Annotated in this window: 23 protein-coding genes; 11 read left to right on the top strand and 12 right to left on the bottom strand. The window is 64.0% G+C overall.

The window, feature by feature from the left end; all coding sequences use genetic code 11:
- Positions 1-73: 73 nt before the first annotated feature.
- Positions 74-685: a thymidine kinase gene (locus tag NKH70_RS17950; protein ID WP_353025771.1), complete on the bottom strand. Its 612-nt coding sequence runs from the start codon at positions 683-685 to the stop codon at positions 74-76.
- A 236-nt stretch (positions 686-921) separates the two neighbouring features.
- Between NKH70_RS17950 and choX the strand changes: the two genes are divergently transcribed.
- From choX to choV, 3 genes are all read left to right on the top strand, one after another.
- Entirely contained in the window at positions 922-1857 is a 936-nt protein-coding gene (gene choX, locus NKH70_RS17945) for a choline ABC transporter substrate-binding protein (RefSeq protein ID WP_352978785.1), read from the top strand.
- A gap of 116 nt (positions 1858-1973) precedes the next feature.
- Complete coding sequence (gene choW, locus NKH70_RS17940) at positions 1974-2828, top strand: choline ABC transporter permease subunit (RefSeq protein ID WP_352978787.1); 855 nt, start codon at positions 1974-1976, stop codon at positions 2826-2828.
- The gene (gene choV / locus NKH70_RS17935; RefSeq protein WP_352978789.1) at positions 2825-4006 is read left to right on the top strand and encodes a choline ABC transporter ATP-binding protein; all 1182 of its coding nucleotides are present in this window, start codon (positions 2825-2827) and stop codon (positions 4004-4006) included. The genes choW and choV overlap by 4 nt, the downstream gene beginning before the upstream one ends.
- Before the next feature lie 109 nt (positions 4007-4115).
- Here choV and NKH70_RS17930 read toward each other — a convergent pair whose 3' ends face one another.
- Positions 4116-5525: an ATP-binding protein gene (locus NKH70_RS17930; RefSeq protein WP_352978791.1), complete on the bottom strand. Its 1410-nt coding sequence runs from the start codon at positions 5523-5525 to the stop codon at positions 4116-4118.
- Complete coding sequence (locus tag NKH70_RS17925; RefSeq protein ID WP_352466812.1) at positions 5522-6238, bottom strand: response regulator; 717 nt, start codon at positions 6236-6238, stop codon at positions 5522-5524. The genes NKH70_RS17930 and NKH70_RS17925 overlap by 4 nt, the downstream gene beginning before the upstream one ends.
- 237 nt (positions 6239-6475) lie before the next feature.
- Between NKH70_RS17925 and NKH70_RS17920 the strand changes: the two genes are divergently transcribed.
- The 3 genes from NKH70_RS17920 (at position 6476) to clpS (ending at position 7634) form a co-directional block, all read left to right on the top strand.
- Complete coding sequence (locus tag NKH70_RS17920; RefSeq protein ID WP_292665026.1) at positions 6476-6820, top strand: hypothetical protein; 345 nt, start codon at positions 6476-6478, stop codon at positions 6818-6820.
- Positions 6821-6856: 36 nt separating this feature from the next.
- Positions 6857-7072, top strand: a complete 216-nt coding sequence (locus NKH70_RS17915) for a hypothetical protein (protein ID WP_352713203.1) — start codon at positions 6857-6859, stop codon at positions 7070-7072.
- 256 nt (positions 7073-7328) lie between these two features.
- On the top strand, positions 7329-7634 hold the full coding sequence (gene clpS / locus NKH70_RS17910) for an ATP-dependent Clp protease adapter ClpS (protein ID WP_023679498.1): 306 nt from the start codon (positions 7329-7331) through the stop codon (positions 7632-7634).
- Between the two features lie 165 nt (positions 7635-7799).
- Here the strand turns inward: clpS and NKH70_RS17905 are convergent, their stop codons facing one another.
- The 4 genes from NKH70_RS17905 to NKH70_RS17890 are packed head-to-tail and all read right to left on the bottom strand — an operon-like array spanning position 7800 to position 14628.
- A complete protein-coding gene (locus NKH70_RS17905; protein WP_352713201.1) occupies positions 7800-9887 on the bottom strand; it encodes a hypothetical protein in 2088 nt (695 codons plus the stop codon).
- A gap of 3 nt (positions 9888-9890) precedes the next feature.
- Positions 9891-12713 (bottom strand): DUF4159 domain-containing protein, encoded by a 2823-nt coding sequence (locus NKH70_RS17900; RefSeq protein ID WP_352978794.1) that lies wholly within the window; start codon positions 12711-12713, stop codon positions 9891-9893.
- Entirely contained in the window at positions 12710-13624 is a 915-nt protein-coding gene (locus NKH70_RS17895; RefSeq protein WP_352912544.1) for a DUF58 domain-containing protein, read from the bottom strand. Before NKH70_RS17895 ends, NKH70_RS17900 begins: the two co-directional genes overlap by 4 nt.
- Positions 13624-14628 (bottom strand): AAA family ATPase, encoded by a 1005-nt coding sequence (locus NKH70_RS17890; RefSeq protein ID WP_292662167.1) that lies wholly within the window; start codon positions 14626-14628, stop codon positions 13624-13626. Before NKH70_RS17890 ends, NKH70_RS17895 begins: the two co-directional genes overlap by 1 nt.
- Positions 14629-14773: 145 nt before the next feature.
- On the opposite strand from NKH70_RS17890, the gene NKH70_RS17885 reads away from it, so the two are divergent.
- Genes NKH70_RS17885 through NKH70_RS17875 form a run of 3 tightly spaced genes read left to right on the top strand, consistent with a single transcriptional unit; the run spans position 14774 to position 17314 of the window.
- Positions 14774-15403 (top strand): DUF1285 domain-containing protein, encoded by a 630-nt coding sequence (locus NKH70_RS17885; protein ID WP_352714559.1) that lies wholly within the window; start codon positions 14774-14776, stop codon positions 15401-15403.
- A gap of 13 nt (positions 15404-15416) precedes the next feature.
- Positions 15417-16049 carry a CoA pyrophosphatase gene (locus NKH70_RS17880; RefSeq protein WP_352713193.1) on the top strand — a complete coding sequence of 211 codons (633 nt, stop codon included), beginning with the start codon at positions 15417-15419 and terminating at the stop codon, positions 16047-16049.
- Positions 16046-17314 (top strand): CCA tRNA nucleotidyltransferase, encoded by a 1269-nt coding sequence (locus NKH70_RS17875; RefSeq protein ID WP_352912543.1) that lies wholly within the window; start codon positions 16046-16048, stop codon positions 17312-17314. Before NKH70_RS17880 ends, NKH70_RS17875 begins: the two co-directional genes overlap by 4 nt.
- A 3-nt stretch (positions 17315-17317) precedes the next feature.
- On the opposite strand, the gene NKH70_RS17870 is transcribed toward NKH70_RS17875, so the two are convergent.
- The 3 genes from NKH70_RS17870 to hemF all read right to left on the bottom strand — a co-directional run bounded on the left by NKH70_RS17870 (position 17318) and on the right by hemF (position 19220).
- Positions 17318-17503: a DUF1059 domain-containing protein gene (locus NKH70_RS17870; RefSeq protein ID WP_292662162.1), complete on the bottom strand. Its 186-nt coding sequence runs from the start codon at positions 17501-17503 to the stop codon at positions 17318-17320.
- Between the two features lie 283 nt (positions 17504-17786).
- A complete protein-coding gene (locus NKH70_RS17865) occupies positions 17787-18047 on the bottom strand; it encodes a DUF1344 domain-containing protein (protein ID WP_023679489.1) in 261 nt (86 codons plus the stop codon).
- A gap of 258 nt (positions 18048-18305) precedes the next feature.
- On the bottom strand, positions 18306-19220 hold the full coding sequence (gene hemF, locus NKH70_RS17860; protein ID WP_352912542.1) for an oxygen-dependent coproporphyrinogen oxidase: 915 nt from the start codon (positions 19218-19220) through the stop codon (positions 18306-18308).
- Positions 19221-19325: 105 nt separating this feature from the next.
- Between hemF and NKH70_RS17855 the strand changes: the two genes are divergently transcribed.
- Complete coding sequence (locus tag NKH70_RS17855; RefSeq protein ID WP_023679487.1) at positions 19326-19583, top strand: hypothetical protein; 258 nt, start codon at positions 19326-19328, stop codon at positions 19581-19583.
- Here the strand turns inward: NKH70_RS17855 and soxR are convergent.
- On the bottom strand, positions 19580-20026 hold the full coding sequence (soxR, locus tag NKH70_RS17850; protein ID WP_352466819.1) for a redox-sensitive transcriptional activator SoxR: 447 nt from the start codon (positions 20024-20026) through the stop codon (positions 19580-19582). The two genes, NKH70_RS17855 and soxR, sit on opposite strands and share 4 nt — an antisense overlap.
- A gap of 170 nt (positions 20027-20196) precedes the next feature.
- Positions 20197-20655 (bottom strand): tRNA (cytidine(34)-2'-O)-methyltransferase, encoded by a 459-nt coding sequence (locus tag NKH70_RS17845; protein ID WP_352912541.1) that lies wholly within the window; start codon positions 20653-20655, stop codon positions 20197-20199.
- 283 nt (positions 20656-20938) lie between these two features.
- On the opposite strand from NKH70_RS17845, the gene NKH70_RS17840 reads away from it, so the two are divergent.
- A complete protein-coding gene (locus NKH70_RS17840; RefSeq protein WP_352912540.1) occupies positions 20939-21481 on the top strand; it encodes a hypothetical protein in 543 nt (180 codons plus the stop codon).
- The last annotated feature ends 9 nt before the right edge of the window (positions 21482-21490 follow it).

Raw genomic sequence — 21490 nt, 5'->3', positions numbered from 1 at the left:
ACAAGCGCCGCACGATGGCGCGATTGCGGAACGAATGTCGGCCGGGAGGTCGGATGAAAGCAATAGCGCTGGTTCAGGCTTTGGTGAAGCCGATGAAATCGTCGGGCACGGCGCGGCCCATTTCTTCTTCCCAATGGCGGCGGCAGAGCGAGACATAGACATCCTTGCCGATCGCCACCTGTTCGCCCTGTTTCGCCACCTTGCCGTCGGCGCCGAGGCGCACCACCATCGTCGCCTTGCGGCCGCAACGGCAGATGGTGCGCACCTCGCGCAGGTCGTCGGCGATCGCCAGCAGGGCGCGCGAGCCGGAAAACAGCTTGCCTTGGAAATCCGTGCGCAGGCCATAGCACATGACCGGGATGTTCAGCCGGTCGGCGATGCGGGCGAGTTGCCAGACCTGCTCCTCTTCGAGGAACTGCGCCTCGTCGACGAAGACGCAATGCACCGTGACGTGGTCGTGATGCTCGGCGACCCGGGCAAACAGATCGTCGCCGTCGCGGAACATCTCGGCCTCCGTCTCCAGGCCGATGCGCGACGAGATCAGCCCGGTATCGCCCTTGCGGTAGTGGCCGGCGATGAACAGCATCGTCGTCATGCCGCGCTCGCGGTAATTGTACGAGGCCTGCAACAGCATCGTCGTCTTGCCGGCATTCATCGTCGCATAGTGAAAGTACAGCTTGGCCATGCCGTCCTTTTAAGCCGAGTTGCAACAAAGCGGGGAGGGGGAGCGCCTACATCCCACCGGGAAAAGGCGGCTTCTATCCGGAAAGCGGCGGGCGTGTCGCTGATCGGCCAGCCTGCGCCGTTGTTCGTGATTGCCTTAGTGCTTGAAACCGCAGCAGAATGATGTTTGGCTGACGCGACAAGGCGGAGATAAAACCGTCGCTTCGCTTCACCGAGAACTGAAATGGGAGAATTTTCATGTCGCGTCTGAATTCATTCGTCGCCGGCCTCGGCCTGGCGGCTTTTCTATCCACGACTGGGGCCTTCGCCGGCGATGCGGAAAGCTGCAAGACGGTGCGGCTGTCCGATGTCGGCTGGACCGACATCCAGGCGACCACCGGCATAGCCTCGGTTCTGCTCACCGCGCTCGGCTACGAGCCGAAAGTGATTCAGCTTGCAGTGCCGGTGACCTATGAATCGCTCAAAAACAAAGACGTGGACGTCTTCCTTGGTAATTGGATGCCGTCGATGGCTAGTATCATAGAGCCCTTCACAACCGACGGCTCGGTCGAGACTATCAGCGAGAACCTTGCGGGCGCTGGCTACGGCTTGGTGGTGCCAACCTATGTCGCTGACGCAGGCGTCAAGACGCTGACCGATCTAGGCAAGTTCAAGGACAAGTTTGACGGCAAGATATACGGGATCGAGGCCGGCAATGACGGAAACAAGATTATTCTCGATATGATCGCGAAGCCGGAAAATAATCTCGAAGGCTTCGATCTGGTCGAATCCTCCGAGGCCGGCATGCTCACCCAGGCCGAGCAGGCGATGAAGAACAATGAATGGATCGCCTTCCTCGGCTGGACGCCGCATCCGGTGATGGGCGCCATGAAGATCACTTATCTCGAGGGGATGGGTGATAGCGGCTTCGGCGCTGCCACGGTGCACACAAATGTGCGCAAGGGCTACACAACCGAGTGCCCCAATGCCGGCAAGTTCATCACCAACCTGAAGTTCAACCTGGACATGGAAGGCGAGATAATGGACGCGATCATCAAGGGTGCTGACGGCAACACCGCAGCCACAGACTGGCTGAAGAAGCACCCGGACGCGGTCGCTCCCTGGATCGCCGGCGTCACCACCTTCGACGGCGGCGATGCGGCGGCAGCGGTGAAAACAGCGCTCGGAAGCTGACCTGACCGCTTGCACGACAAGACGAGGGGCAGCCACGGTAGAAATGGCTGCCCTTTTTCATATCCTGTGACAAGATGACCGTCCGGCAAGGACGGCGCCGGCAGAAGAGGGGCTAGATGGATCCGATCTCCAAATTCCTGGTCAGCTACAAGATTCCCATAGGGGCGTGGGGGAAGGCGTTTTTCGGCTTTCTCACCGATAATTTCGACACCGTCTTCAGGGCTTTTTCCAACAGCCTCAATTTCCTGCTCGACGGCATCGTCGACGCGCTGCTGCTGCTGCCGCCGGTTCTGCTGATCGCGCTGATCGCTTTGCTCGCCTATTTCCTGCAGCGCTCGAAAGGCTTGGCCCTGGCGGTGTTCATCGGTTTGCTGTTCATCCTCAACCAGAATCTGTGGAAGCAGACGGTGGAGACGCTGGTGCTGGTGGTTGCCGCCGCCGCCGTGTCGATGGCCATCGGCGTGCCGCTCGGCATCTGGGCGGCGCACAAGCCGAAGATCTATCGCGTCATGCTGCCGGTACTTGACCTGATGCAGACGCTGCCGACCTTCGTCTACCTGATCCCCGTGCTGACCCTGTTCGGCCTCGGCAACGCGCCCGGCCTGATCGTCACCATCATCTTCGTCATACCGACCTCGGTCCGGCTCACCCATCTCGGCGTCACCTCGGTGCCGAAATCGATCGTCGAGGCGGGCGAAGCTTTCGGCGCCACCAAGCGCCAGCTGCTGTGGAAGGTCGAGCTGCCTTCGGCACTGCCGACCATCATGGCTGGGCTGACCCAATCGATCATGCTGTCGCTGTCGATGGTGGTGTTCGCCGCCCTTATCGGCGCCGGCGGGCTCGGTACAGAAATCAACCGGGCGCTCGGTTCGCGCAGGATCGACCTCGGGCTTGAGGCAGGGTTGGCCATCGTCGTGCTCGCCATCGTGCTCGACCGGATGACGCGCATCGGCGTGGGAGGCAAGAAATGACCGTCGCCGTCGATTTCAGGAATGTCGACATCGTCTTCGGCGCCGACCAGGCCGGCTCGCTGGCGCTGATCGACAGCGGCGCCACCCGCGCCGAGATCCTCGAACAGACGGGCAACGTGTTGGGCTGCGCCGGCGCCAGCCTCACCGTGAACGAAGGCGAGATTTCGGTGCTGATGGGGTTGTCCGGCTCCGGCAAGTCGACGCTGCTCAGGGCCGTCAACCGGCTGAACGTCGTCTCGCGCGGCCAGGTGCTGGTCAAGGACGGCGATGGTACGGTCGACGTCGTCACCTGCGACGAGGCGACGCTTCGGCGGCTGCGGCAGAAGCAGGTGGCAATGGTGTTCCAGCAGTTCGGCCTGCTGCCGTGGCGCACCGTCGAGGAGAATGTCGGCCTCGGCCTCGAACTCGCCGGGGTACCCGAAGCCGAGCGCAAGGAGCGGGTGAACAGGCAGCTGAGGCTAGTCCATCTCGACCAGTGGTCGAAGAAATACGCGCATGAGCTTTCCGGCGGCATGCAGCAGCGCGTCGGCCTGGCGCGCGCCTTTGCCACCGAGGCGCCGATCCTGCTGATGGACGAGCCGTTCTCGGCGCTCGATCCGCTGATCCGGACCAAGCTGCAGGACGAGTTGCTGCAGCTCCAGGCCGAGCTGAAGAAGACCATTATCTTCGTCAGCCACGACCTCGAGGAGGCGCTGAAGATCGGCACCCATATCACCATCATGGAAGGTGGGCGCATCGTGCAGACCGGTGCGCCGGAAGACATCGTGCTGCGGCCTGCCAACGACTATGTCCGCGACTTCATCGCCAATGTGAACCCGCTCTCGGTGCTGACCGCGTGGAACGTCATGCGCGACCGCCGCGACCTCGAGCACGGCGAGGACGGCTGGGTGTGGCTCGACCGGCGCAAGACGACGCGTTTCAAAATCGACGAACACGGGCTGGTGGTGGCGGCGGAGCGCGACGGCAAGCCGGCGGTGTGGGTGTCCTGCGCCGATGTCGAGGCCCAGCCGGAAGAGACGGCGCAGGTGTTCTGGGCCAACCCCGGCACCTCGCTAAAGACCGTGATGCTGGCCATGCATCGCTCGCAGACCGCACCGGTGGCTCTGTTCGACGACCAGTCGCGCTTCGTCGGCGCCATCGGCGTCAGGGATGTGCTGAGCGCGGTGTTGCGAAGGTAGTTGTTTTCCTCTGGAAGAACGAAACGGCTCGTAGCGTTTCTTCGCGCCCTCCGGTCCTGCCGGACATCTCCTCACAGTTGGGGAGGCTGGCAGTTTTACCGACCGCTCTCTACACCGCCAGCGGCAGGCGCAACTCCGTCATCAGGCCGCCATCGGGATGGTTGGACAGGCTGACTTCGCCGCCGGCGCCGCGGGCGATATTGCGGGCGATGGTCAGGCCGAGGCCGAGGCCGCCGGTTTGGCGGTTGCGCGACTGTTCCAGGCGCACGAACGAGCCGAACACGGCGTCGAGCTCGGCCTGCGGTATGCCCGGACCCTCGTCGCGGATCGCCAGCGTGATGATCCTGTCCGATTGACGCAGGCTGAGATGCGCCTTCTTGCCGTAGGTCACCGCATTCTGGACGAGGTTGGTGACGCAGCGCCGGAGCGCGACTGGGCGCGCTATGCAGATCAAGCCGCGCGAGCGCGTGTACTCATTGTCGAAGGAGACCTCCTCGAAGCCGTCTGCGATCGATTCCACCAGCGACCAGAAATCGATCCTCTCGCTCTTCTCCTCGGTCACCTCGAAAGTGGCGAAGTCGATGACCGAGCTGGCAATGCCTTCGATGTCGGCGAGGTCGTGCGCCAGTGCGGCGCGGACGATGGAATTCCTGAGCAATTCGAGGCGCAGCCGCATCCTGGTCAGCGGCGTGCGCAGGTCGTGCGCCAGTGCGGCCGCAAGATGCTCACGGTCCTCGACATAGGCGCGCAGCCTTGCCTGCATGGCATTGACCGCCTTTGCCGCGGTGCGCACCTCGCGGCTGCCGCTCTCGGCGATCGGCGGGCTCTTCAGGTCCTCGCCGATCCGGTTCACCGCGGTCTCCATCATCCGGTACGGCGCCGTTAGCCGGCGCAGCGACCAGATCGAGGAAGCCACCACCAGCCCTGCGATCAAGGCATAGAGCGGCAGGCTCTCGAAGCTCAGTATCGGCCCGGCCGGCGTGTTCGGTTCGGTGAAGTTCAGCCATTGCCCGTCGGCAAAGCGAAGCGAGGCCGTCAGCTTGTCGCTCTGGGCGAAATCGGCCGCCAGCACCAGCAGGTCGCGCTCGACCTGGCCGATATCGGGACCGGCGACCGTCCCACCGGGAGCGTCGGCTTCGTGCGTTGCCGGGTCGCGGCGGACCCGCGCGTCGGTGATGCCGAACTTCGATAGCCGGCCGACCAATATGTCCTCCAATTCGGCCAGCTCGTCGTCGCCGGCTATCGAGGAAGTAACAGCGGGCGTGCCGGAGACGGTGAGCGCATAAGTGGCGTTGAACAGGCCGGAGGCCGTCGCCTTGCGCTGTTCGGGGGTGGCGTCATGCATCAGCTGCACCAGCGAGAAGGCGCGGTCGTTGAGCCGATAGAGATCGACGACGTCATTGGCGGCGGCACGGTCGCGCGAAACGATGTAGAGGGTCGCGATCTGGCTGATCAGCAGGCCGGCGATGACGATGAGCAGCACCCAGACCGGCAGCGTTTGCGGCAGAATGCGTCTCATTCGGAGGTCGTCTCAGGCAGGAACTGGTAGCCGCCGCTGCGCACGGTCAGGATCAACTTCGGCGTTTTCGGGTCGTCCTCCATTTTGCGCCGCAGCCGGCTGACCAGAATGTCGACGCTGCGGTCGAAGCTGTAGCCGCTGTCGCCGCCGGACAGCTCAATGAGCTGCTCGCGGCTCAGCACGCGCTGCGCGCTCTTGACGAAGGTCTGCAGCAGGTTGAATTCGGCCATCGTCAGCTCGATCCTGACGTCGCCCGGCGCCATCAGCCGGCGGCGCGAACAGTCCATCGTCCAGCCGGCGAAATGGTAGATTTGCCGCGAGGCGGCGCGTCGCGGTTCGGCGGCGCCATTGCGTCTCAAGACGGCCCGGATGCGTGCGAGCAGCTCGCGCGGATCGAAGGGTTTCGGCACGTAGTCGTCGGCGCCCATCTCCAGGCCGACGACGCGGTCGGTGGTCTCGGTGACCGCGGTCAGCATGATGATCGGTGTCGAATAATTGGCGCGCAACTCGCGGCAGAGCTCCAGGCCGCTCCTGCCGGGCAGCATGACGTCCAGAACGATCAGGTCGACCTGGGCGCGGCGCAGCACGGTCTCCATCTCGGTGCCGTCGGCGGCGACCGATGTATGCAGCCCTCGCTTCTGGAAGAATTCCTGAAGCAGGTCGCGAATGCCCTTGTCGTCGTCGACGATCAGTATGTGGGGGTCGGATTTCACAGGGAACCTGTCATTTGTGGATCGCCCAAGCCGTGCTTCGGCCGTCAGCCAGACGATAGAATTCAGGCCATAAGTTGGCCAGTGGAGATCGGCGGCTCGATCCGGGCTGCCCAGAAACAATCCAGAAACAAAATTCTACAATCCGGAAAAACTACCGAAAAAAATCAAAGGCATAAGTGGTGCCGTGGCGGTCAGGTCATCGGCTGCGACACGCGTTACGGGATTACGGACAGACCAATGCAAAGGTTCTCGATCAGTCTGATGGGTGCGTTGCTTTCCATTTCGCTCGTCACGGCCGCGGTTGAACAAGCCGACGCAAAACTGGCCGATGCGAAGGTGGCCAATGCAAAGGCGGCCGATGCAAAGGTGGCGACCACCCGCAGCGAGCGTTGCATCGATCTGAACCGCCAGTTTGACGAAGCCCTCGAAACCCATGCCGCGGCAACGCAGGTCACCGCGGCGAAAGCACTTCAAAGAAAGGGAAACCGGTTCTGCGCCAACAAGAAACAGGCACAGGGAATCCGGATGCTCGCGAACGCTTTGAAGCTGCTTGGAGTGACACCGATCGATCCCGTTCAGTGACACTCAACCCGATCTGCACAAAAAGGAAGTGAAGCCATGAAAAAGTCCCTCCTCTCCGCCCTCGGTCTCGCCATCGCGCTGGCCTTCTCGATGCCGGTTCTCGGCGCCAGCAGCGCCAATGCCGCGACCACCACCCCGGCTGCGACGACAACGACGACCGCTGCGCCGGCCAAGGCCGTGAAGAAGGTCGCTGCCAAGAAGACCGTCAAGAAGCACAAGAAGCACGCGGTCAAGGCAGCTCCGAAGGCCTGATCAAGCGACATCTTTCTACCCTATGAGAAGACCGCTCCAGTTGCGATTTGCCTGGAGCGGTCGTCTTTTTGTTGCGTGCAGACAATAGGATCAGTCCCGGCCCACACCCTCCGTTGAACGCCAGACGGCAGTTCCCACATAGGCACGGACTTTTGAACTGCGCCCGCCGGGAAGCCGATCGCGCGCGGTTGAATGGACGACCGCTTTTGCCCATGTCAAAATGACCGCAAAGCTGTCGTACGCAATTGCCGGTCCAATGCCTGAAATCACCACAAAACCCCGTACCAGCACGAAGCCGAAGGTCGAACGGCCGAAGCTCTACAAGGTCATCCTGGTCAATGACGATTTCACGCCGCGCGAGTTCGTCGTGACGGTGCTGAAGGCCGAGTTCAAGCTCAGTGAAGACCAGGCGCATAGGATAATGATCACCGCGCACCGGCGCGGCGTCTGCGTCGTCGCCGTCTTCACCAGGGATGTCGCCGAGACCAAGGCGGCGCGGGCAACCGATGCCGGCAAGGCCAAGGGCTACCCGTTGATGTTCACGACGGAGCCGGAGGAGTAGAGCTCCTCCCTCGCCCCGTTTACGGGGAGAGGGAGGCGAGGCCCGGCTTGCCGGACGGAGCAGGGTGAGGGGCAGCGCAATGTCTGAAGAAAGTTTCACAGCGCCGGCGCCGCCCTCATCCGCCTGCCGGCACCTTCTCCCCGTATAGAGACGGGGAGAAGGGAACTACCGCCCTTCGCGGTACCACATCGAGCCCATCGCCAGAAGCAGCAGGCCGAGGCCGAGGAAGCCGCCGAACAGCGGCACGCGCGAGACGGCCTTGAGCACGCTGTCGTCGGTGGTGCGCAGGCCGATCCAGTCATTACCGGAAGCCGCGCCCGAGGAACGGACTGGGACGACGGAGGGCAGCGTGACCGTGCTGGTGAGATTGCCAAGTGCCGAGGCAGGCGCCAGCCGGCGAACGCTGCCGCCGGTTGCCTCAGCCGGTGGTTTCAGCCGGTTTTCGGTGGAGACGACGTCGGTGAATTCCGGCGCGTTGACCGGCCCGACATGGGCCAATGCCGTCAGGTCGCCATTGCCGACCTGATAGAGACCGATTTCGCTGGTCTCGACGCTGCCGAGGAAGACGCCTGGCTCGGACTTCTCAAGCCTGACGATCAGTGCCTTGCCGGACGGCGTGATGACTTGCGCCGGGCCGGGATCGTCACTCATCGTCTGGCGGCGGATCTCCAGCACCATGCCGCGGCCGTCGGCGGTCAGCCGCTCCTCCTCGAGTTCGGGCTCCTTCATGAGCCAGTGGGCGATGCGCCGGTAGAGTTGGACATGCGGCCCGCCGCCCTCGAAGCCGCGCGCCCACAGCCAGCCCTGGTCGGACAGAAGCATGCCGACGCGGCCTTCGCCCTTGCGGTCGAGCAGCAGCAGCGGCCGGTTGTCGGCGCCCTTCATCACCACCTCGCCCTCGGGGTTCTCGACGCCGATGGTGCGGAACCAGCGGCTCCAGTGCGGCGGCTCGGTCGCCGAGCCATCAAGCCCGCGCGTTACTGGATGACGCTGGCCGGTATCGGTGAGGCGCGGATAGAAGGCCTTGTCGATGACCTCGCCGGTCGGCATTGCCGGCAGCGCCGACATCAGCGGCGTGCGGGCGATCGAGCTTTCGCCGGCGTATTCGGGGCCGGCCGCGATTAGCAGCGCGCCGCCTTTTTCGACATATTCGGAGATGTAGTCGTAATAGAGGATCGGCAGCACGTCGCGGTGCTGATAGCGGTCGAAGATGATCAGGTCGAAATCCTTGATCTTCTCGACGAACAACTCGCGCGTCGGGAAGGCGATCAGCGACAATTCGTTGATCGGCGTACCGTCCTGCTTTTCCGGTGGGCGCAGGATGGTGAAGTGCACGAGGTCGACCGAAGCGTCGGATTTCAGCAAATTGCGCCAGGTGCGCTCGCCTGCATGCGGTTCGCCGGAAACAAGCAGCACGCGCAGATTTTCGCGGATGCCGTCGATCAGCGCGATGGCGCGGTTGTTGGTGTCGGTGAGTTCGCCCGGCTCGTGGTTGATGGCGAGTTCGACGATGTTGCGCCCGGCGTTGGGAATGGTCACCTGCAGCGGCATCGCCTGGCCGATGTTGGCGTGCTCGACCGATACCTGCTCGCCGTTGACCGATACGCGGACGTCGACCGGGCCGGTTTCGTTGTTGGTGGCAATGACGCGATAGGTCATGTCGAGCGGCTTGCCGACGAGGCCGAAACGCGGCGCATTCTCGAAGCGGATGCGGCGGTCTTTTTCATGGTCGTTGCCGGTAATCAGCGCATGCAGCGGGGCATTGAAGTCGGGCGCGCCGGGTGGCGCGTCATGGACCTCGCCATCGGTAATCATGATGGCGCCGCCAATGCGCGATGGCGGCACGTCGCGGAAAGCATTTTCGAGCGAGGAAAACAACCGCGTCTCGGTGCGCTCGTCGGCGGCTTCGGACTTGCCGGCTTCGACGACACGGACGTCGAACTGCTTGAAGCGGCCTAGACGCTGCTGAAGACCGGCCAACGCCGCGTCGGTCTGCTTGGTGCGGTCGCCGATATCCTGGCTCTGACTGCGGTCGACGACGACGGCGACGATGCTTTTCAGCGGCTCGCGTTCTTCGTCGAGGAACACCGGATTGAGCAGCGCCGCAGCCAGAGCAATCAGGGCTGCCAGGCGGAAGACCGCGCCGCGCTGGCGAAACCAAAGGCCGACTAGCGCCAGCAGCAGCAGCAGCACCACAACCGCTGCGAGCAGCGGCCAGGTGGTGAGCGGTTCGAAGGCGAGCGACCAGTTCATGGTCTATTGCCCCAGCCGTTCGAGCAGCACCGGGACGTGCACCTGGTCGGATTTGTAGTTGCCGGTCAGCATGTACATCATGATGTTGACGCCGGCGCGCAGCGCATAGATGCGCTGCATCGGATCCGACGGCACGGTCGGCAATAGCGGGTCGCCATTCTCGTCGACGGCCCAAGCGCCGGCGAAATCATTGGCGGTGATCATGATTGGCGAAACGCCGTCGCCGGTGCGCACCGGGCGGTTCTCGGTGTTGCTGGCTTCAAGCGATGCCTCGACCCAAAGCGGGCTGCCGGCAAAACGGCCGGGAAACTCCGGAAGGATGTAGAAGGATTTGGTCAGCACGTGGTCCGACGGCACCGGTTCCAGCGGTGGCACGTTGAGGTTGCCGAGGATGTCGCGCAGCCGCTCCGTCGCCGGGCTGGTCGAATCCGCACCAATGCCATTGGCGAACTGGTCGCGGGTGTCGAACAAGACGGTTCCGCCCTGCTGCATATAGGCGTCGACGCGGGCGATGGCGGCCTCGCTCGGCATCGGGGCCGAGGGATCGATCGGCCAGTAGATCAGCGGATAGAAGGACAGTTCGTCCTTCGAGATGTCGACGCCGGCCGGTGCTCCGGGTTCGAGCGCGGTTTTTTCGATGAGGAATCGGGTCAGGCCTTCGAGCCCGGCGCGGCTGATCGAATCGATACCCGGCTCGCCGGTCAGCACATAGGCGATCCGGGTCTTTGAAATGTCCCCGATCGCCTCCGTATCTCCCGGTTTGGCGTCGTCGGCACGCGCGACGTCCGCGTGGCCAATCAAGGCGCCGAGCGCAATCAGCAGGACGGCTGCCGTCGCCGCAGCGCCGGCACGGCGCGGCCGGCGCGACAACAGGCCGCCCATCCAGAATACGGCAAGCGTGTCGAGCACCATCAGCACCAGGGCCGCCGTGACCAGCGGACCTTTGAGGTTGCGCTGCTCGTCGAAGGCATACTGGATGGTGGTGACCGGCACGGTGATTTCAGGCCGGGCCAGCGGCGTGAATGCGCTGTCGCCAACGAGCAGATTGTGAGCGAACACTCCCGTCTCGGAGCCGTAGAGGCCGGGCGGGTTTTCCAGCGTCACCGGCTGCGGGCCGGCGCCGGGCACCAGCGGCCTGGCATCCGGCGTCGGCGGCACCAGCGTGCCGTCGGCGGAGATCATGCGATAGGGTGCCAGCGACGTCGCGGCGGCCTCGGCATTGGCGACCGCCGCGCCCTGGTTGCGCGACAGTTGCACGATGCGCCGCAGCATCTCGACGAAGCTGCCGGAGATCGGCAGGTTGGACCACGTCGCCTCGGGGGTGACGTGGAACAGCACGAGGGTGCCCTTGTCCTTCTTCATCCCGGTCACCAGCGGCGTACCGTCGGCAAGCGTGGCCCAGGTGCGCTCGACGATGTCGGGCGTCGGTTCGGCCAGCACCTGCCTGGTGACGGTGACCTCGGTGGGCGGCGCGAGGTCGGCGAAGGGGCCGGTTTTCGGGAATTCAGTGACCGGCTGCGGTGCCGTCCATGACAGCGCGCCGCCAAGCGATCGCTCGCCGGTAAGCAGCCGGACCGGCAGCAGATCGTCGTCATTGCCGGCAGCCGCCAGCCGCGAACCGGCAAAACGCACCAGCGTGCCGCCCTTGTCGACCCAGTCGACCAGCCTTCGCCGTGCCTGTTCCGGAATGGTGCCGACATCGGCCATGACGATCATCGCCGGTTTTTGGTCGAGCAGTTGCGGGATGGCGTCGGCGAGATCGACGCTCGACGGCTCGACGAGATCGGCGAAAGGCTGCAGGGCGCGGCGGATGTAGTAGAGCGGCGACAGCAGCGGTTGCGCCTGGTCGGCCTCGGCCTGCGACAGCAGCCCGACGCGGCGGCGTTTTGAGCTCTCATCGAGCACGCGGACGGCACCGGCCTGGCGCTCGCCATCGAGCGCGATGTAGGCGAAGTCGTTACGCAGTTCGAACGGCACCGCCATCGTGCTGGTGGCGGTGGTTCCGCCCGGTGCGAAGGTCAGCGTCGCGTCGGCGATGCGGCGGCCCTTGTCGTCGAAGGCGCCGGCCGTCACCTGTGCAGGTGCCGGATCGCCCGGTGCGCGGATGGCGGTCAGGGCGAAGCCGTCGACCTGGTTGTCGGCGCCGGTCAGGCCGGTCAGCGACAGCCGGTCGGAGACGGCCCAGACGACGCGTGCTGCGTTCTTCGACAACAGCGTGTTGAAGGCGGCTTCGTCGCCTTGCGCCGCCAAGCCATCGGCGAGCACTGCGACGCTGGCGCCCGGCAGCGACTCCAAGGCTGACGCGACGCGGGCGTAGACGGCGGGGCGGTCGGTCGGGATCGGCCGCGGCATTGCCGCGCGCAGCCGGTCGAGCGCGGCAGCGGCATCGAAGGGACCGATCTCGGCATTCGGCTTCTCGGCGGTGAAAGCGATGAGCACCGGCACGCCGTTCGAATTGGCATCGGCGATCAGCCGCTCGGCGGTGGCGACGCGCTTGCCCCAGTCGGCGGCACTTGCCCAGTCATTGTCGATCACCAGCGCCAGGGCGGCGCCCTCGGCCGGCAGCTTTTCGCGCGGGTTGAAGACGGGTTCGGCAAGTGCTGCCACGATAAGCGCGGCCATCAGCAGCCTGAGCAGCGTCAGCCACCAAGGGCTCTGCTGCGGCGTTTCTTCGCGCCTCAGCACGCGGGCGAGAATCCTGAGCGGCGGAAACACCTCGGTTTGCGGCCTGGGCGGGGTCAGCCGCAGAAGCCACCAGATCACAGGCAGCGCCAGCAGGCCCCACAGCACCATCGGCGCCCCGAAGGAGAGCGGCAGCCAACTCATGCGCGGGCCCTCCCGGCAAAGCTGCCCTCGGCGGTCATCGCCATGTGGATGTGCACCAGCGCCTCGGAGGCAAGGCGATCGGTATGATTGACGGTAAAGCTCCAGCCAAGCCGTTTGCACCAGGCAGCCAGTTCCTGGCGGCGGGCGGCATAAAGCAGGCGATATTCCTCGCCCAGCATTTCGGCGCGGCCGGCGGTCAGCTTGTCGCCGGTCTCAGGATCGGTGAATTCGGTGCGCCCGGCATAGGGGAAGCTTTCCTCGGCCGGATCGGCGACCTCGATCAGATGTGCGCGCACGCCGTGGCGGGCGAGCACGTCCAGCCAGGCTATGGTGTCCTCGACCGGGTCGAGGAAATCGCTGACGAGGACGATGTCGCAGAAGCGGCGAATGCCGGACAGGTCGGGCTTTGCCGGCAGGTCGGCGGCGTGCATCAGTTGCGCCGCGATGCGCTCGGCGCCATTGCGGGCGGTGAACGGGTCGGTCAGGCCCGGCCAGGCAATGCGCTCGCCGCTGCGCGACAAAAGCTCGGCCATGGCCAGCGCCAGCACCAGGGCGCGCGATTCCTTGGAAACGCTGGCTCCGGTCGATTTGTAGAGCATGGAAGGCGAGGGGTCGGCCCACAGCCACACCGTATGGGCGGCCTCCCATTCACGGTCGCGGACATAGGTGTGGTCGTCGCGAGCGGAACGGCGCCAGTCGATGCGCGAGGAATCGCCTTCGACATAGGGCCGGAACTGCCAGAAATTCTCGCCGATGCCGCGCTTGCGGCGGCCATGCCAGCCGGCAATTACCGTGTTGACGATGCGGCGCGCCTCGACCAGCAGGTCCGGCACCAACGAAGCCCGCAACCGGCCTCTGGCGAGCGCATCGCGCGTCGCTGCCGGTGCCTGCGCTTCACCGATGCGCGCCATCAAATCCCTTTCGCGAGCTTCGCCACGACATCGCGAACCGTGGTGCCCTCGGCGCGGGCGGCGAAGGTCAGCGCCATGCGGTGCTGCAGCACCGGCTCAGCGAGCGCGCGAACGTCGTCGACCGACGGCGCCAACCGGCCGTCATAGAGGGCGCGGGCGCGGGCGCACAGCGTCAGCGCCTGACTGGCGCGCGGGCCTGGGCCCCAGGCGACGTGCTTGTCGGTATCGGCGTTGCCCTGGCCGGGGCGCGCCGAACGCACCAGCTTGAGGATCGCCTCGACGACGCTTTCAGGCACCGGCATGCGGCGGATGAGCGTCTGGATATCCTTCAGCCGCGCCGGCTGCAGCACGTTTTCAGCCTTGGCATCCTCGATACCGGTGGTTTCCAGCAGGATGCGGCGCTCCGCCTCGATCTCGGGGTAGAGGATGTCGACCTGCATCAGGAAGCGGTCGAGCTGCGCTTCCGGCAGCGGATAGGTGCCTTCCTGCTCCAACGGGTTCTGCGTCGCCAGAACGTGGAACGGTGACGGGAGGTCATGGCGCACGCCGGCAATGGTGACGTGGTATTCCTGCATCGACTGCAGCAGCGCCGACTGGGTACGCGGCGAGGCGCGGTTGATCTCGTCGGCCATCAGCAGTTGCGCGAAGATCGGCCCGGAAATGAAGCGGAACGAGCGCTTGCCGAATTCATCCTGCTCCATCACCTCGGAGCCGAGAATGTCTGATGGCATCAAGTCGGGCGTGAACTGGATGCGGCGCGAATCGAGGCCGAGCACGATGCCCAGCGTTTCGACCAGCTTGGTCTTGGCTAGGCCGGGCACGCCGACCAGCAGTGCATGGCCGCCGGCCAGCAACGCAACCAGCGTGCGCTCGACGACGCTTTCCTGGCCGAAGATGACCCGGCCGACGCCGTCGCGGACCCTCGAAATGTCGGCCAGCGCCTTCTCGGCCTGTGCCACCATGTCTTTTTCGCTGATCGGGCTTTCCTTGATCATAACGCTCATGCAGCATCGATCCTTCTGGTTGGAAATACCGCTTGGCACCTTGGGTGCCGCAGAATGCCGCGATTCGGCCTCGCATGGCGCCTGCAATGAACTTAAATCACAGACTTAGGCTGACAAGCGGAACAACAGTGACTATTTCGTGACCATGACAGAAGCCGCCGACCATCGTGAAGAGAGCCTGACGGCCGCGACCGAGGCGCGCGGGCTGGAGGCGCTGGTCTCGCGCGCGACGCGCGCCGGCAAGGGGCAGGCGCCGGTGGAACGCTGGAATCCGGCGTTTTGCGGCGATCTCGACATGGAGATCAAGCAGGATGGCACCTGGTTCTATCTGGGAACGCCGATTGGCCGGATGCCGCTGGTGCAGCTTTTTTCCTCGGTGCTGCGCAAGGACGAGGACGGTAGGACCTACCTGGTGACGCCGGTGGAAAAGGTCGGGATCCGCGTTGCCGACGCGCCCTTCATTGCCGTCGAGATGGATGTGTCGGGCGCCGGCGACGGACAAATCATCACCTTTCGCACCAATGTCGGCGATGTGGTCGAGGCTGGGGCGGAGCATCCGCTGCGCTTCGTCGATGAGGATGAGACAGGTGGCCTGAAGCCCTACGTGCTGGTGCGCGGGCGGCTGGAGGCGCTGGTGGCGCGGCCGGTGATGTACGAGCTGGTCGAGCACGGCGAAGAGATCGACATCGGCGGCAAGACGATGTTTGCCGTCCGTTCCAAAGGCGAGGTCTATCCAATCATGCCGGCTGAGAAACTGAAACGGCTGAGCGCATGATGGACCGTCTATGATGGATCAGGTGACGCCGTTGCCGTTTTCCGCTGCCGAGTTTCGCCAGCGCGTCGCGGCGCAGCCACTGGCGCATGCCGGCGACGATTTTGGCGACCACCGCTTCAATCCGGGCCATGCCAGGCTGAAGCTGGCCAAGGCGCTGCGCGACGCCGCCGTGCTGATCCCGGTGGTCGATCATGGCCATGAAGCCACGGTCCTTTTGACCAGGCGGGCGGAAAAGCTGCGCAACCATTCGGGGCAGGTGGCTTTCCCCGGCGGAACCATCGATCCAACCGATGCGAGCCCGGAAGCGGCGGCATTGCGCGAGACATTCGAGGAGATCGGTCTCGATAGGGATTACATCGAGATCATCGGCCGTCTGCCGGACTACGTCTCCGGCAGCGGCTATCGCATCGCCCCGGTGCTCGGGATTGTGCGGCCCGGTTTCAGCCTGACGCTGAATTCCGACGAGGTCGATGCCGTCTTCGAAGTGCCGCTGGGCTTTCTGATGGACCCCGCCAACCACACCAGAGACAGTCGCATGTGGAATGACCTCGAATGGTTCTATTACGAGATGCCCTATGGCGGCCAGCGCATCTGGGGCGTCACCGCGGGTATCATCCGAACGCTTTATGAAAGGCTCTATTCGTGAGCAATCCGGTGTCGATTGCTGGCAAGGCCGGCTGGCTCGGCGAAAGCCACCTGCAGCGCCTGCTCGCCGCGCTCACCGACAGCGGCGAGGAGGCACGCGTCGCCGGCGGTGCCGTGCGCAACGCGCTTATCGGACAGCCTGTCGCCGACATCGACATTGCCACCACCACGGTGCCTGAGGAAACCATCCGGCGCGCCGAGGCGGCGGGCTTCAAGACGGTGCCGACCGGCATCGAGCATGGCACCGTCACCGCGGTCGCCCACGGCAAGGCCTATGAGGTCACCACGCTGCGTGCCGATATCGAAACCGACGGCCGGCGCGCCAAAGTGTCCTTCGGTCGCGACTGGAAAGCCGACGCTGAGCGGCGCGATTTCACCATCAATGCACTCTATGCCGAAGCCGATGGAACGGTCGTCGATCTGGTCGGCGGGATCGCCGATATCGAAGCGCGGCGGCTGCGATTCATCGGCGATCCGGAAGCGCGCATCCGCGAGGATTATCTGCGCATCCTGCGTTTCTTCCGCTTCTTCGCCTGGTATGGCGACGGCAGGCCGGATGCCGAAGGGTTGAAGGCTTGCGCCAGGCTGAAGCAGGGGCTCGACCAGCTCTCGGTCGAGCGCGTCTGGTGGGAATTGAAGAAATTGCTGTCAGCGCCCGATCCGTCACGGGCGCTGCTGTGGATGCGTCAGGCCGGCGTTCTGACCGCCGTTTTGCCGGAAAGCGAGAAATGGGGCATCGATGCCATCCACGGGCTGACCAAGACCGAGAAGGACCTGGCCTGGGCGCCGGACCCGCTGCTCAGGCTGGAAGCCATCGTGCCGCCGGATGCCGCGCGCATGAAAACGCTTGCCGAGAGATTGAGGCTTTCTGTGAGCGAGGCAAGCCGCCTGCGGCATTGGGCGATCACGGCTGCCGTCGATCCGAAAACGACCGAAGGAGAGTTGGCGAAAAGGCTCTATTTTGGCGACCGCCAAGGCTTTGTCGATCGGTTGCGGCTGTTGCTCGCTTCCGCTCGAGCCCGCGCGGTCGAAGACAATGACGCACTGCTCGAAGCCGGCGGCTTCTCGCGCCTGCTTGCCTTCGCCGCAAAATGGCAAAACCCTGTTTTTCCGGTCAAGGGCGCCGATCTGACGACACTTGGCGCATCACCGGGGCCGAAGCTTGGTGCAACGTTGAAGAATCTTGAAAAGGAATGGGTCGAGTCCGGTTTTGCGCTTGATCGCGGCGCGCTGCTCAAGCGCGCCGCAGAGGCACTCGAATCCTAACCGTCACGCTGCGTCGCGGGCCTTTTCGATGCGCGAGCGGATCGCCTCGATCATCGTCTCGCGGATCACCGTCTCGCCGTGCGTCTCGCGCAGATGCTCGACGGCACGGCGCATGACCTCAGCCTCCTCCTCGGCGCGTGTGTGCCACTCGCAGCCGGGTACGAGCGACCCGCAATGGAACTCCTTCATCGGCTTCTCCTCATCTCCTCCTTGGAGCGCCGCAGCGCACTGACACGGAAGCTCCAGACCTTTGATCTTGCGCAGCATCCGGAAACCGGGTCCGGTATCCGGGTTACACGCTGGCCAGCTTAGCATAACACGATCGAACGGTTTTGGTTGCCTTAGAGCGCCGCGCGTCCAAGCCGACACGCAGTGCTCAAGGGTACGGATTGCGAAAAGGCGGAGCATCGCTGCTCCGCCCTCTTACGCTACCCCGGAGGCAAGACCTTGTCTTGCTCCAGCGGGCAGGACATCACTTCACGATCTTGACTGCCTCAGCAATTTTATCCTTGCCGCTCATATCCCACGTGACGCGGACCTTTTCGCCGACCTTCAGGCCAGGATCCTTGAAGGTCTGGGGCAACGTAAAGGTGGCTCCGTTATCCAGAACTAGGCTCATCGCCGTTCCATCAAAGCTTTTGATCGTGCCGGTGGTGTGCTTGACCGCAGCGAATGCGGCAGTACCAGAGGCGAGAACGGCAGCGGCGGCCGCGGTCATAATAAGCTTGCGCATGGCATGCTCTCCTGGAAAATGCGGGCACCCGCTTGGGAAAGGTGCCCCATTCAATCATGGGCCGTCCGGTCACGTCGGGTCGCGGCTCTCGGGAGTAAAGAACCGCCGGCGTTTCCCGGCCCGACGCGACAAATAGCCCAATCTTTTCAATAGAATATTAGACGAAAAAGATATTTTCTGGCGCGCGTTGCGCCACATTCGCCGTCAAATTCTGGGGATTTGGACCCGATTGCGGCTCACGTTGCGCTCACCGAGATTTTACGGCCATTTCACCTCAGGCGGCAGGCTGGACAGGATCGACGCGACATTGCCGCCGGTCTTCAGCCCGAAGATGGTGCCGCGATCGTGAAGCAAGTTGAATTCGACATAGCGGCCGCGACGGATGAGCTGCTCGTCACGGTCGCCATCGGTCCAGTTATCATTGAAGTTGGCGCGCACCAGATGTCCGTAGACGACGAGAAAAGATCGCCCAACGTCCTGGACGAAGTTGAAATCGGCGTCCCAGCCGCCTTTGTCCTCGCCCGAATGCAGCCAGTCGAAGAAGATACCGCCGGTACCGCGTGGCTCGTCGCGGTGCGGCAGATAGAAGTACTCGTCGCACCAAGCCTTGAATTTCGCGTAGTCGGCGATCGCCGCGTTCTTCTCGCAGGCAAATTGCATCGCCCTGTGGAAGGCGATCGTGTCGGGGTCGTCCTGGCTGCGGCGGCGGTCGAGCACCGGTGTCAGGTCGGCGCCGCCGCCGAACCACTGGCGCGAGGTGACGACCATGCGCGTGTTCATATGCACTGCCGGTACGTTGGGGTTCCACGGATGGGCGATCAGCGAAATGCCGCTCGCCCAGAAGGACGGGTCCTCTTCGGCGCCCGGCATCTGCTTCCTGAATTCGGGCGAGAACTCGCCGTGGACGGTCGAGGTGTGGACGCCGACCTTCTCGAAGACGCGGCCGTGCATCATCGACATGATGCCGCCGCCGCCCTTGCCGGCATCGCGTTGCCACGGCGTCTTTTCGAAGCGACCGGGCGACCAGCTGGCCTGCGGCCCCTGCAGGTCCTGCTCGATCTGCTCGAAGCTGGCGCAGATGCGCTCGCGCAACGTCTCGAACCACAGCCGTGCCTTCATCTTCTTCTGTTCGATGTCGGCTGGCAGCCCCGCCGGTATCTCGGGTCGTTGCAAATCCTGTCTCCGGTTGCGGGGCGTACCCCGACAAATGACTCGTCTTTTCCGGCCGCGATCCCTAATCTCTTAGGTGCAAGGGTCAAGTGTGAATGGAGTTCTTTCGTGCGCACCCCGGCAAGACCGCCGCTGGATGGCCTGAAGAAGAGGCTCGACCGTTCACGCGCCGAGAACGCGCGCATGCCGCGCGACGGATTTCTGCGCGAGACCTTCGTGCTGCCGCGCTCCGACGCTCGTCTCAAGGCGAAGGAATGGTTCGAGCGCTTTCCCAAGCAGGCCTATTGGACCGAGATCGAGAGCTGGTTCGAGCGGCCGGGCGACGTCATCGAATTCACCATCAGGCGGCTGCCGGCGGCGGATTAACGCTCGATCAGCAAACGTCTCGCTCCCGGCCCCCGGGTGCTCAGCCGGTCGCCCTTGTTCCTCAGCGGGCATTTGTCGATCGACATGCAGCCGCAGCCGATGCAGTCGGTCAGCCCATCGCGCAGCTTCTTGAGCTGGGCAATCTTCTGGTCGAGCTCGTCGCGCCAAGCCGTCGAAAGCAGGTTCCAATCCTCGCGCGTCGGCGTCCGGCCTTCGGGCAATGATCGAAGTGCGGCGCCGATCTCGGCCAGCGAAATGCCGACCTCCTGCGCCACCTTGATGATCGCCACACGTCGCAGCACGTCGCGGCCGTAACGCCGTTGGTTGCCTGATGTGCGGTGGCTGCGGATCAGCCCGCGTGCTTCGTAGAAATGCAGCGCCGACACCGCCACGCCGCTGCGCGTCGCCACCTGGCCGACTGTTAATTCCGTTGCCGCAGCCATCTCCGAGTTTCCGCTTGACCTCAAGTTAAGTTGAGCTTGTAGCGAAGAAGCCTCGAAGATGCAAACGGCAGGAGAAGGCGATGTGCGTCTGGATGAGAATGACCGGAGAGGACGCAGTGTTGCGTGAGGACGACGCCTTGGTCGCTACGGCCGGCGATCGCGTACACATCCTAGCGGAGCTGCCGGATCGCCTCGGCCGCCACCATCGCAACGGAAAGCGCGACGTTGATGCTGCGCGCGCCGGGCTGCATCGGGATGATCAGTCGCGCATCCGCCGCCTCGTGGACGGCATCCGGCACGCCTGCGGATTCGCGGCCGAACAGGAGAATGTCATCGGTGGCGAAGACGAAATCCGTGTAGGCGACAGCGGCTTTGGTCGACAGCAGCACCAGCCGCCGCTTGCCAAGTTTGCGCCAGTCATCGAAGGCGTGCCAGTCGACATGCCGGGTGAGCGCCGCCATTTCGAGATAGTCCATGCCGGCCCGTTTCAGCGCCCGGTCGGAGAGCGGGAAGCCGGTCGGTTCGATGATGTCGACGCCGAGACCGAGGCAAGCGGCGAAGCGCAGGATTGTCCCGGTATTGCCGGCGATATCCGGCTGGTAGAGCGCGATGCGGAGACGGTCGTTCATTTCCGCGTCTTTCTAATAAGTGGCAGATCAGCCACAGAGCTCTCGCGGTTTTGGAAATTCCTGGACTGGCGGGTGGTCATTTTCTGCGAAGTCGGTTATACGGCCAGCATTGTCAACCCGAACCGATGGAGGGGTAATTCATGATGGCCATGCACATCCACCACCCCTCTCGTGGGCTTACCAGCCCGATGGCGGATTCGGTACGACGATTCTCCTGACCTTCTAGACTTCAATCGCACCGATTCCCGCCGAAACCTTTTTCGGCCTTTGAAGGAATCCTGCGATGTTTTTCAAGCTGTGGAAGGGGCTGAACGCCCCACCTGAACACACTTCGACCGATGTGACCTTTGCCGCGCTGCGCGTGCCCGCGGCCTGGGTTGGTTCACCCTTCTATCTGCATCTTCAACTGGAGGACGGACCGATGTTCGATCCCTGTAGAATACCCGGCTCAAGAAGCCTGCACGAGCGCAAGACTGCGACTTGGGCGCTTTTGATCGGCGAGACCTACTCGTCAGCGGTTCACGCCGAGACTCGCCGGCGTCCGCATCGCGGCATGCTGCCGGACGTCGATTTCTCGCGCGCCGTTCCGGACCATAGCCGGCCGTCGCTGGTGCGCCGGATCATCAGGCTGATCCGGCCTGGTGCAAAAACCGGCGCGAAAATCCGGATCGTCAAAACGTCGTCAGCATCGTCAAACGAGACTGTCGGCGAAAGGCCCGCGACAACCTATATAGCGCGAAGCAGGACCGGCGAGGCGGACGATTCCGTATCGCCGGTCCTTGACGCCATGCGGTCTGGGCACCTCGTCCGTTCCCGTGCCGCGTGAGCGGAACCA

The organism is Mesorhizobium sp. M0991, assembly GCF_040318915.1.
Taxonomy (GTDB): Bacteria; Pseudomonadota; Alphaproteobacteria; order Rhizobiales; family Rhizobiaceae; genus Mesorhizobium.
This window is presented reverse-complemented; position numbering and strand designations above follow the sequence as displayed.

Coding starts and splice junctions, on each gene's coding strand:
- NKH70_RS17950 (WP_353025771.1), bottom strand. CDS start 685: ATGGCCAAGCTGTACTTTCACTATGCGACGATGAATGCCGGCAAGACG.
- choX (WP_352978785.1), top strand. CDS start 922: ATGTCGCGTCTGAATTCATTCGTCGCCGGCCTCGGCCTGGCGGCTTTT.
- choW (WP_352978787.1), top strand. CDS start 1,974: ATGGATCCGATCTCCAAATTCCTGGTCAGCTACAAGATTCCCATAGGG.
- choV (WP_352978789.1), top strand. CDS start 2,825: ATGACCGTCGCCGTCGATTTCAGGAATGTCGACATCGTCTTCGGCGCC.
- NKH70_RS17930 (WP_352978791.1), bottom strand. CDS start 5,525: ATGAGACGCATTCTGCCGCAAACGCTGCCGGTCTGGGTGCTGCTCATC.
- NKH70_RS17920 (WP_292665026.1), top strand. CDS start 6,476: ATGCAAAGGTTCTCGATCAGTCTGATGGGTGCGTTGCTTTCCATTTCG.
- NKH70_RS17915 (WP_352713203.1), top strand. CDS start 6,857: ATGAAAAAGTCCCTCCTCTCCGCCCTCGGTCTCGCCATCGCGCTGGCC.
- clpS (WP_023679498.1), top strand. CDS start 7,329: ATGCCTGAAATCACCACAAAACCCCGTACCAGCACGAAGCCGAAGGTC.
- NKH70_RS17905 (WP_352713201.1), bottom strand. CDS start 9,887: ATGAACTGGTCGCTCGCCTTCGAACCGCTCACCACCTGGCCGCTGCTC.
- NKH70_RS17900 (WP_352978794.1), bottom strand. CDS start 12,713: ATGAGTTGGCTGCCGCTCTCCTTCGGGGCGCCGATGGTGCTGTGGGGC.
- NKH70_RS17895 (WP_352912544.1), bottom strand. CDS start 13,624: ATGGCGCGCATCGGTGAAGCGCAGGCACCGGCAGCGACGCGCGATGCG.
- NKH70_RS17890 (WP_292662167.1), bottom strand. CDS start 14,628: ATGAGCGTTATGATCAAGGAAAGCCCGATCAGCGAAAAAGACATGGTG.
- NKH70_RS17885 (WP_352714559.1), top strand. CDS start 14,774: ATGACAGAAGCCGCCGACCATCGTGAAGAGAGCCTGACGGCCGCGACC.
- NKH70_RS17880 (WP_352713193.1), top strand. CDS start 15,417: ATGGATCAGGTGACGCCGTTGCCGTTTTCCGCTGCCGAGTTTCGCCAG.
- NKH70_RS17870 (WP_292662162.1), bottom strand. CDS start 17,503: ATGAAGGAGTTCCATTGCGGGTCGCTCGTACCCGGCTGCGAGTGGCAC.
- NKH70_RS17865 (WP_023679489.1), bottom strand. CDS start 18,047: ATGCGCAAGCTTATTATGACCGCGGCCGCCGCTGCCGTTCTCGCCTCT.
- soxR (WP_352466819.1), bottom strand. CDS start 20,026: ATGGCTGCGGCAACGGAATTAACAGTCGGCCAGGTGGCGACGCGCAGC.
- NKH70_RS17845 (WP_352912541.1), bottom strand. CDS start 20,655: ATGAACGACCGTCTCCGCATCGCGCTCTACCAGCCGGATATCGCCGGC.
- NKH70_RS17840 (WP_352912540.1), top strand. CDS start 20,939: ATGTTTTTCAAGCTGTGGAAGGGGCTGAACGCCCCACCTGAACACACT.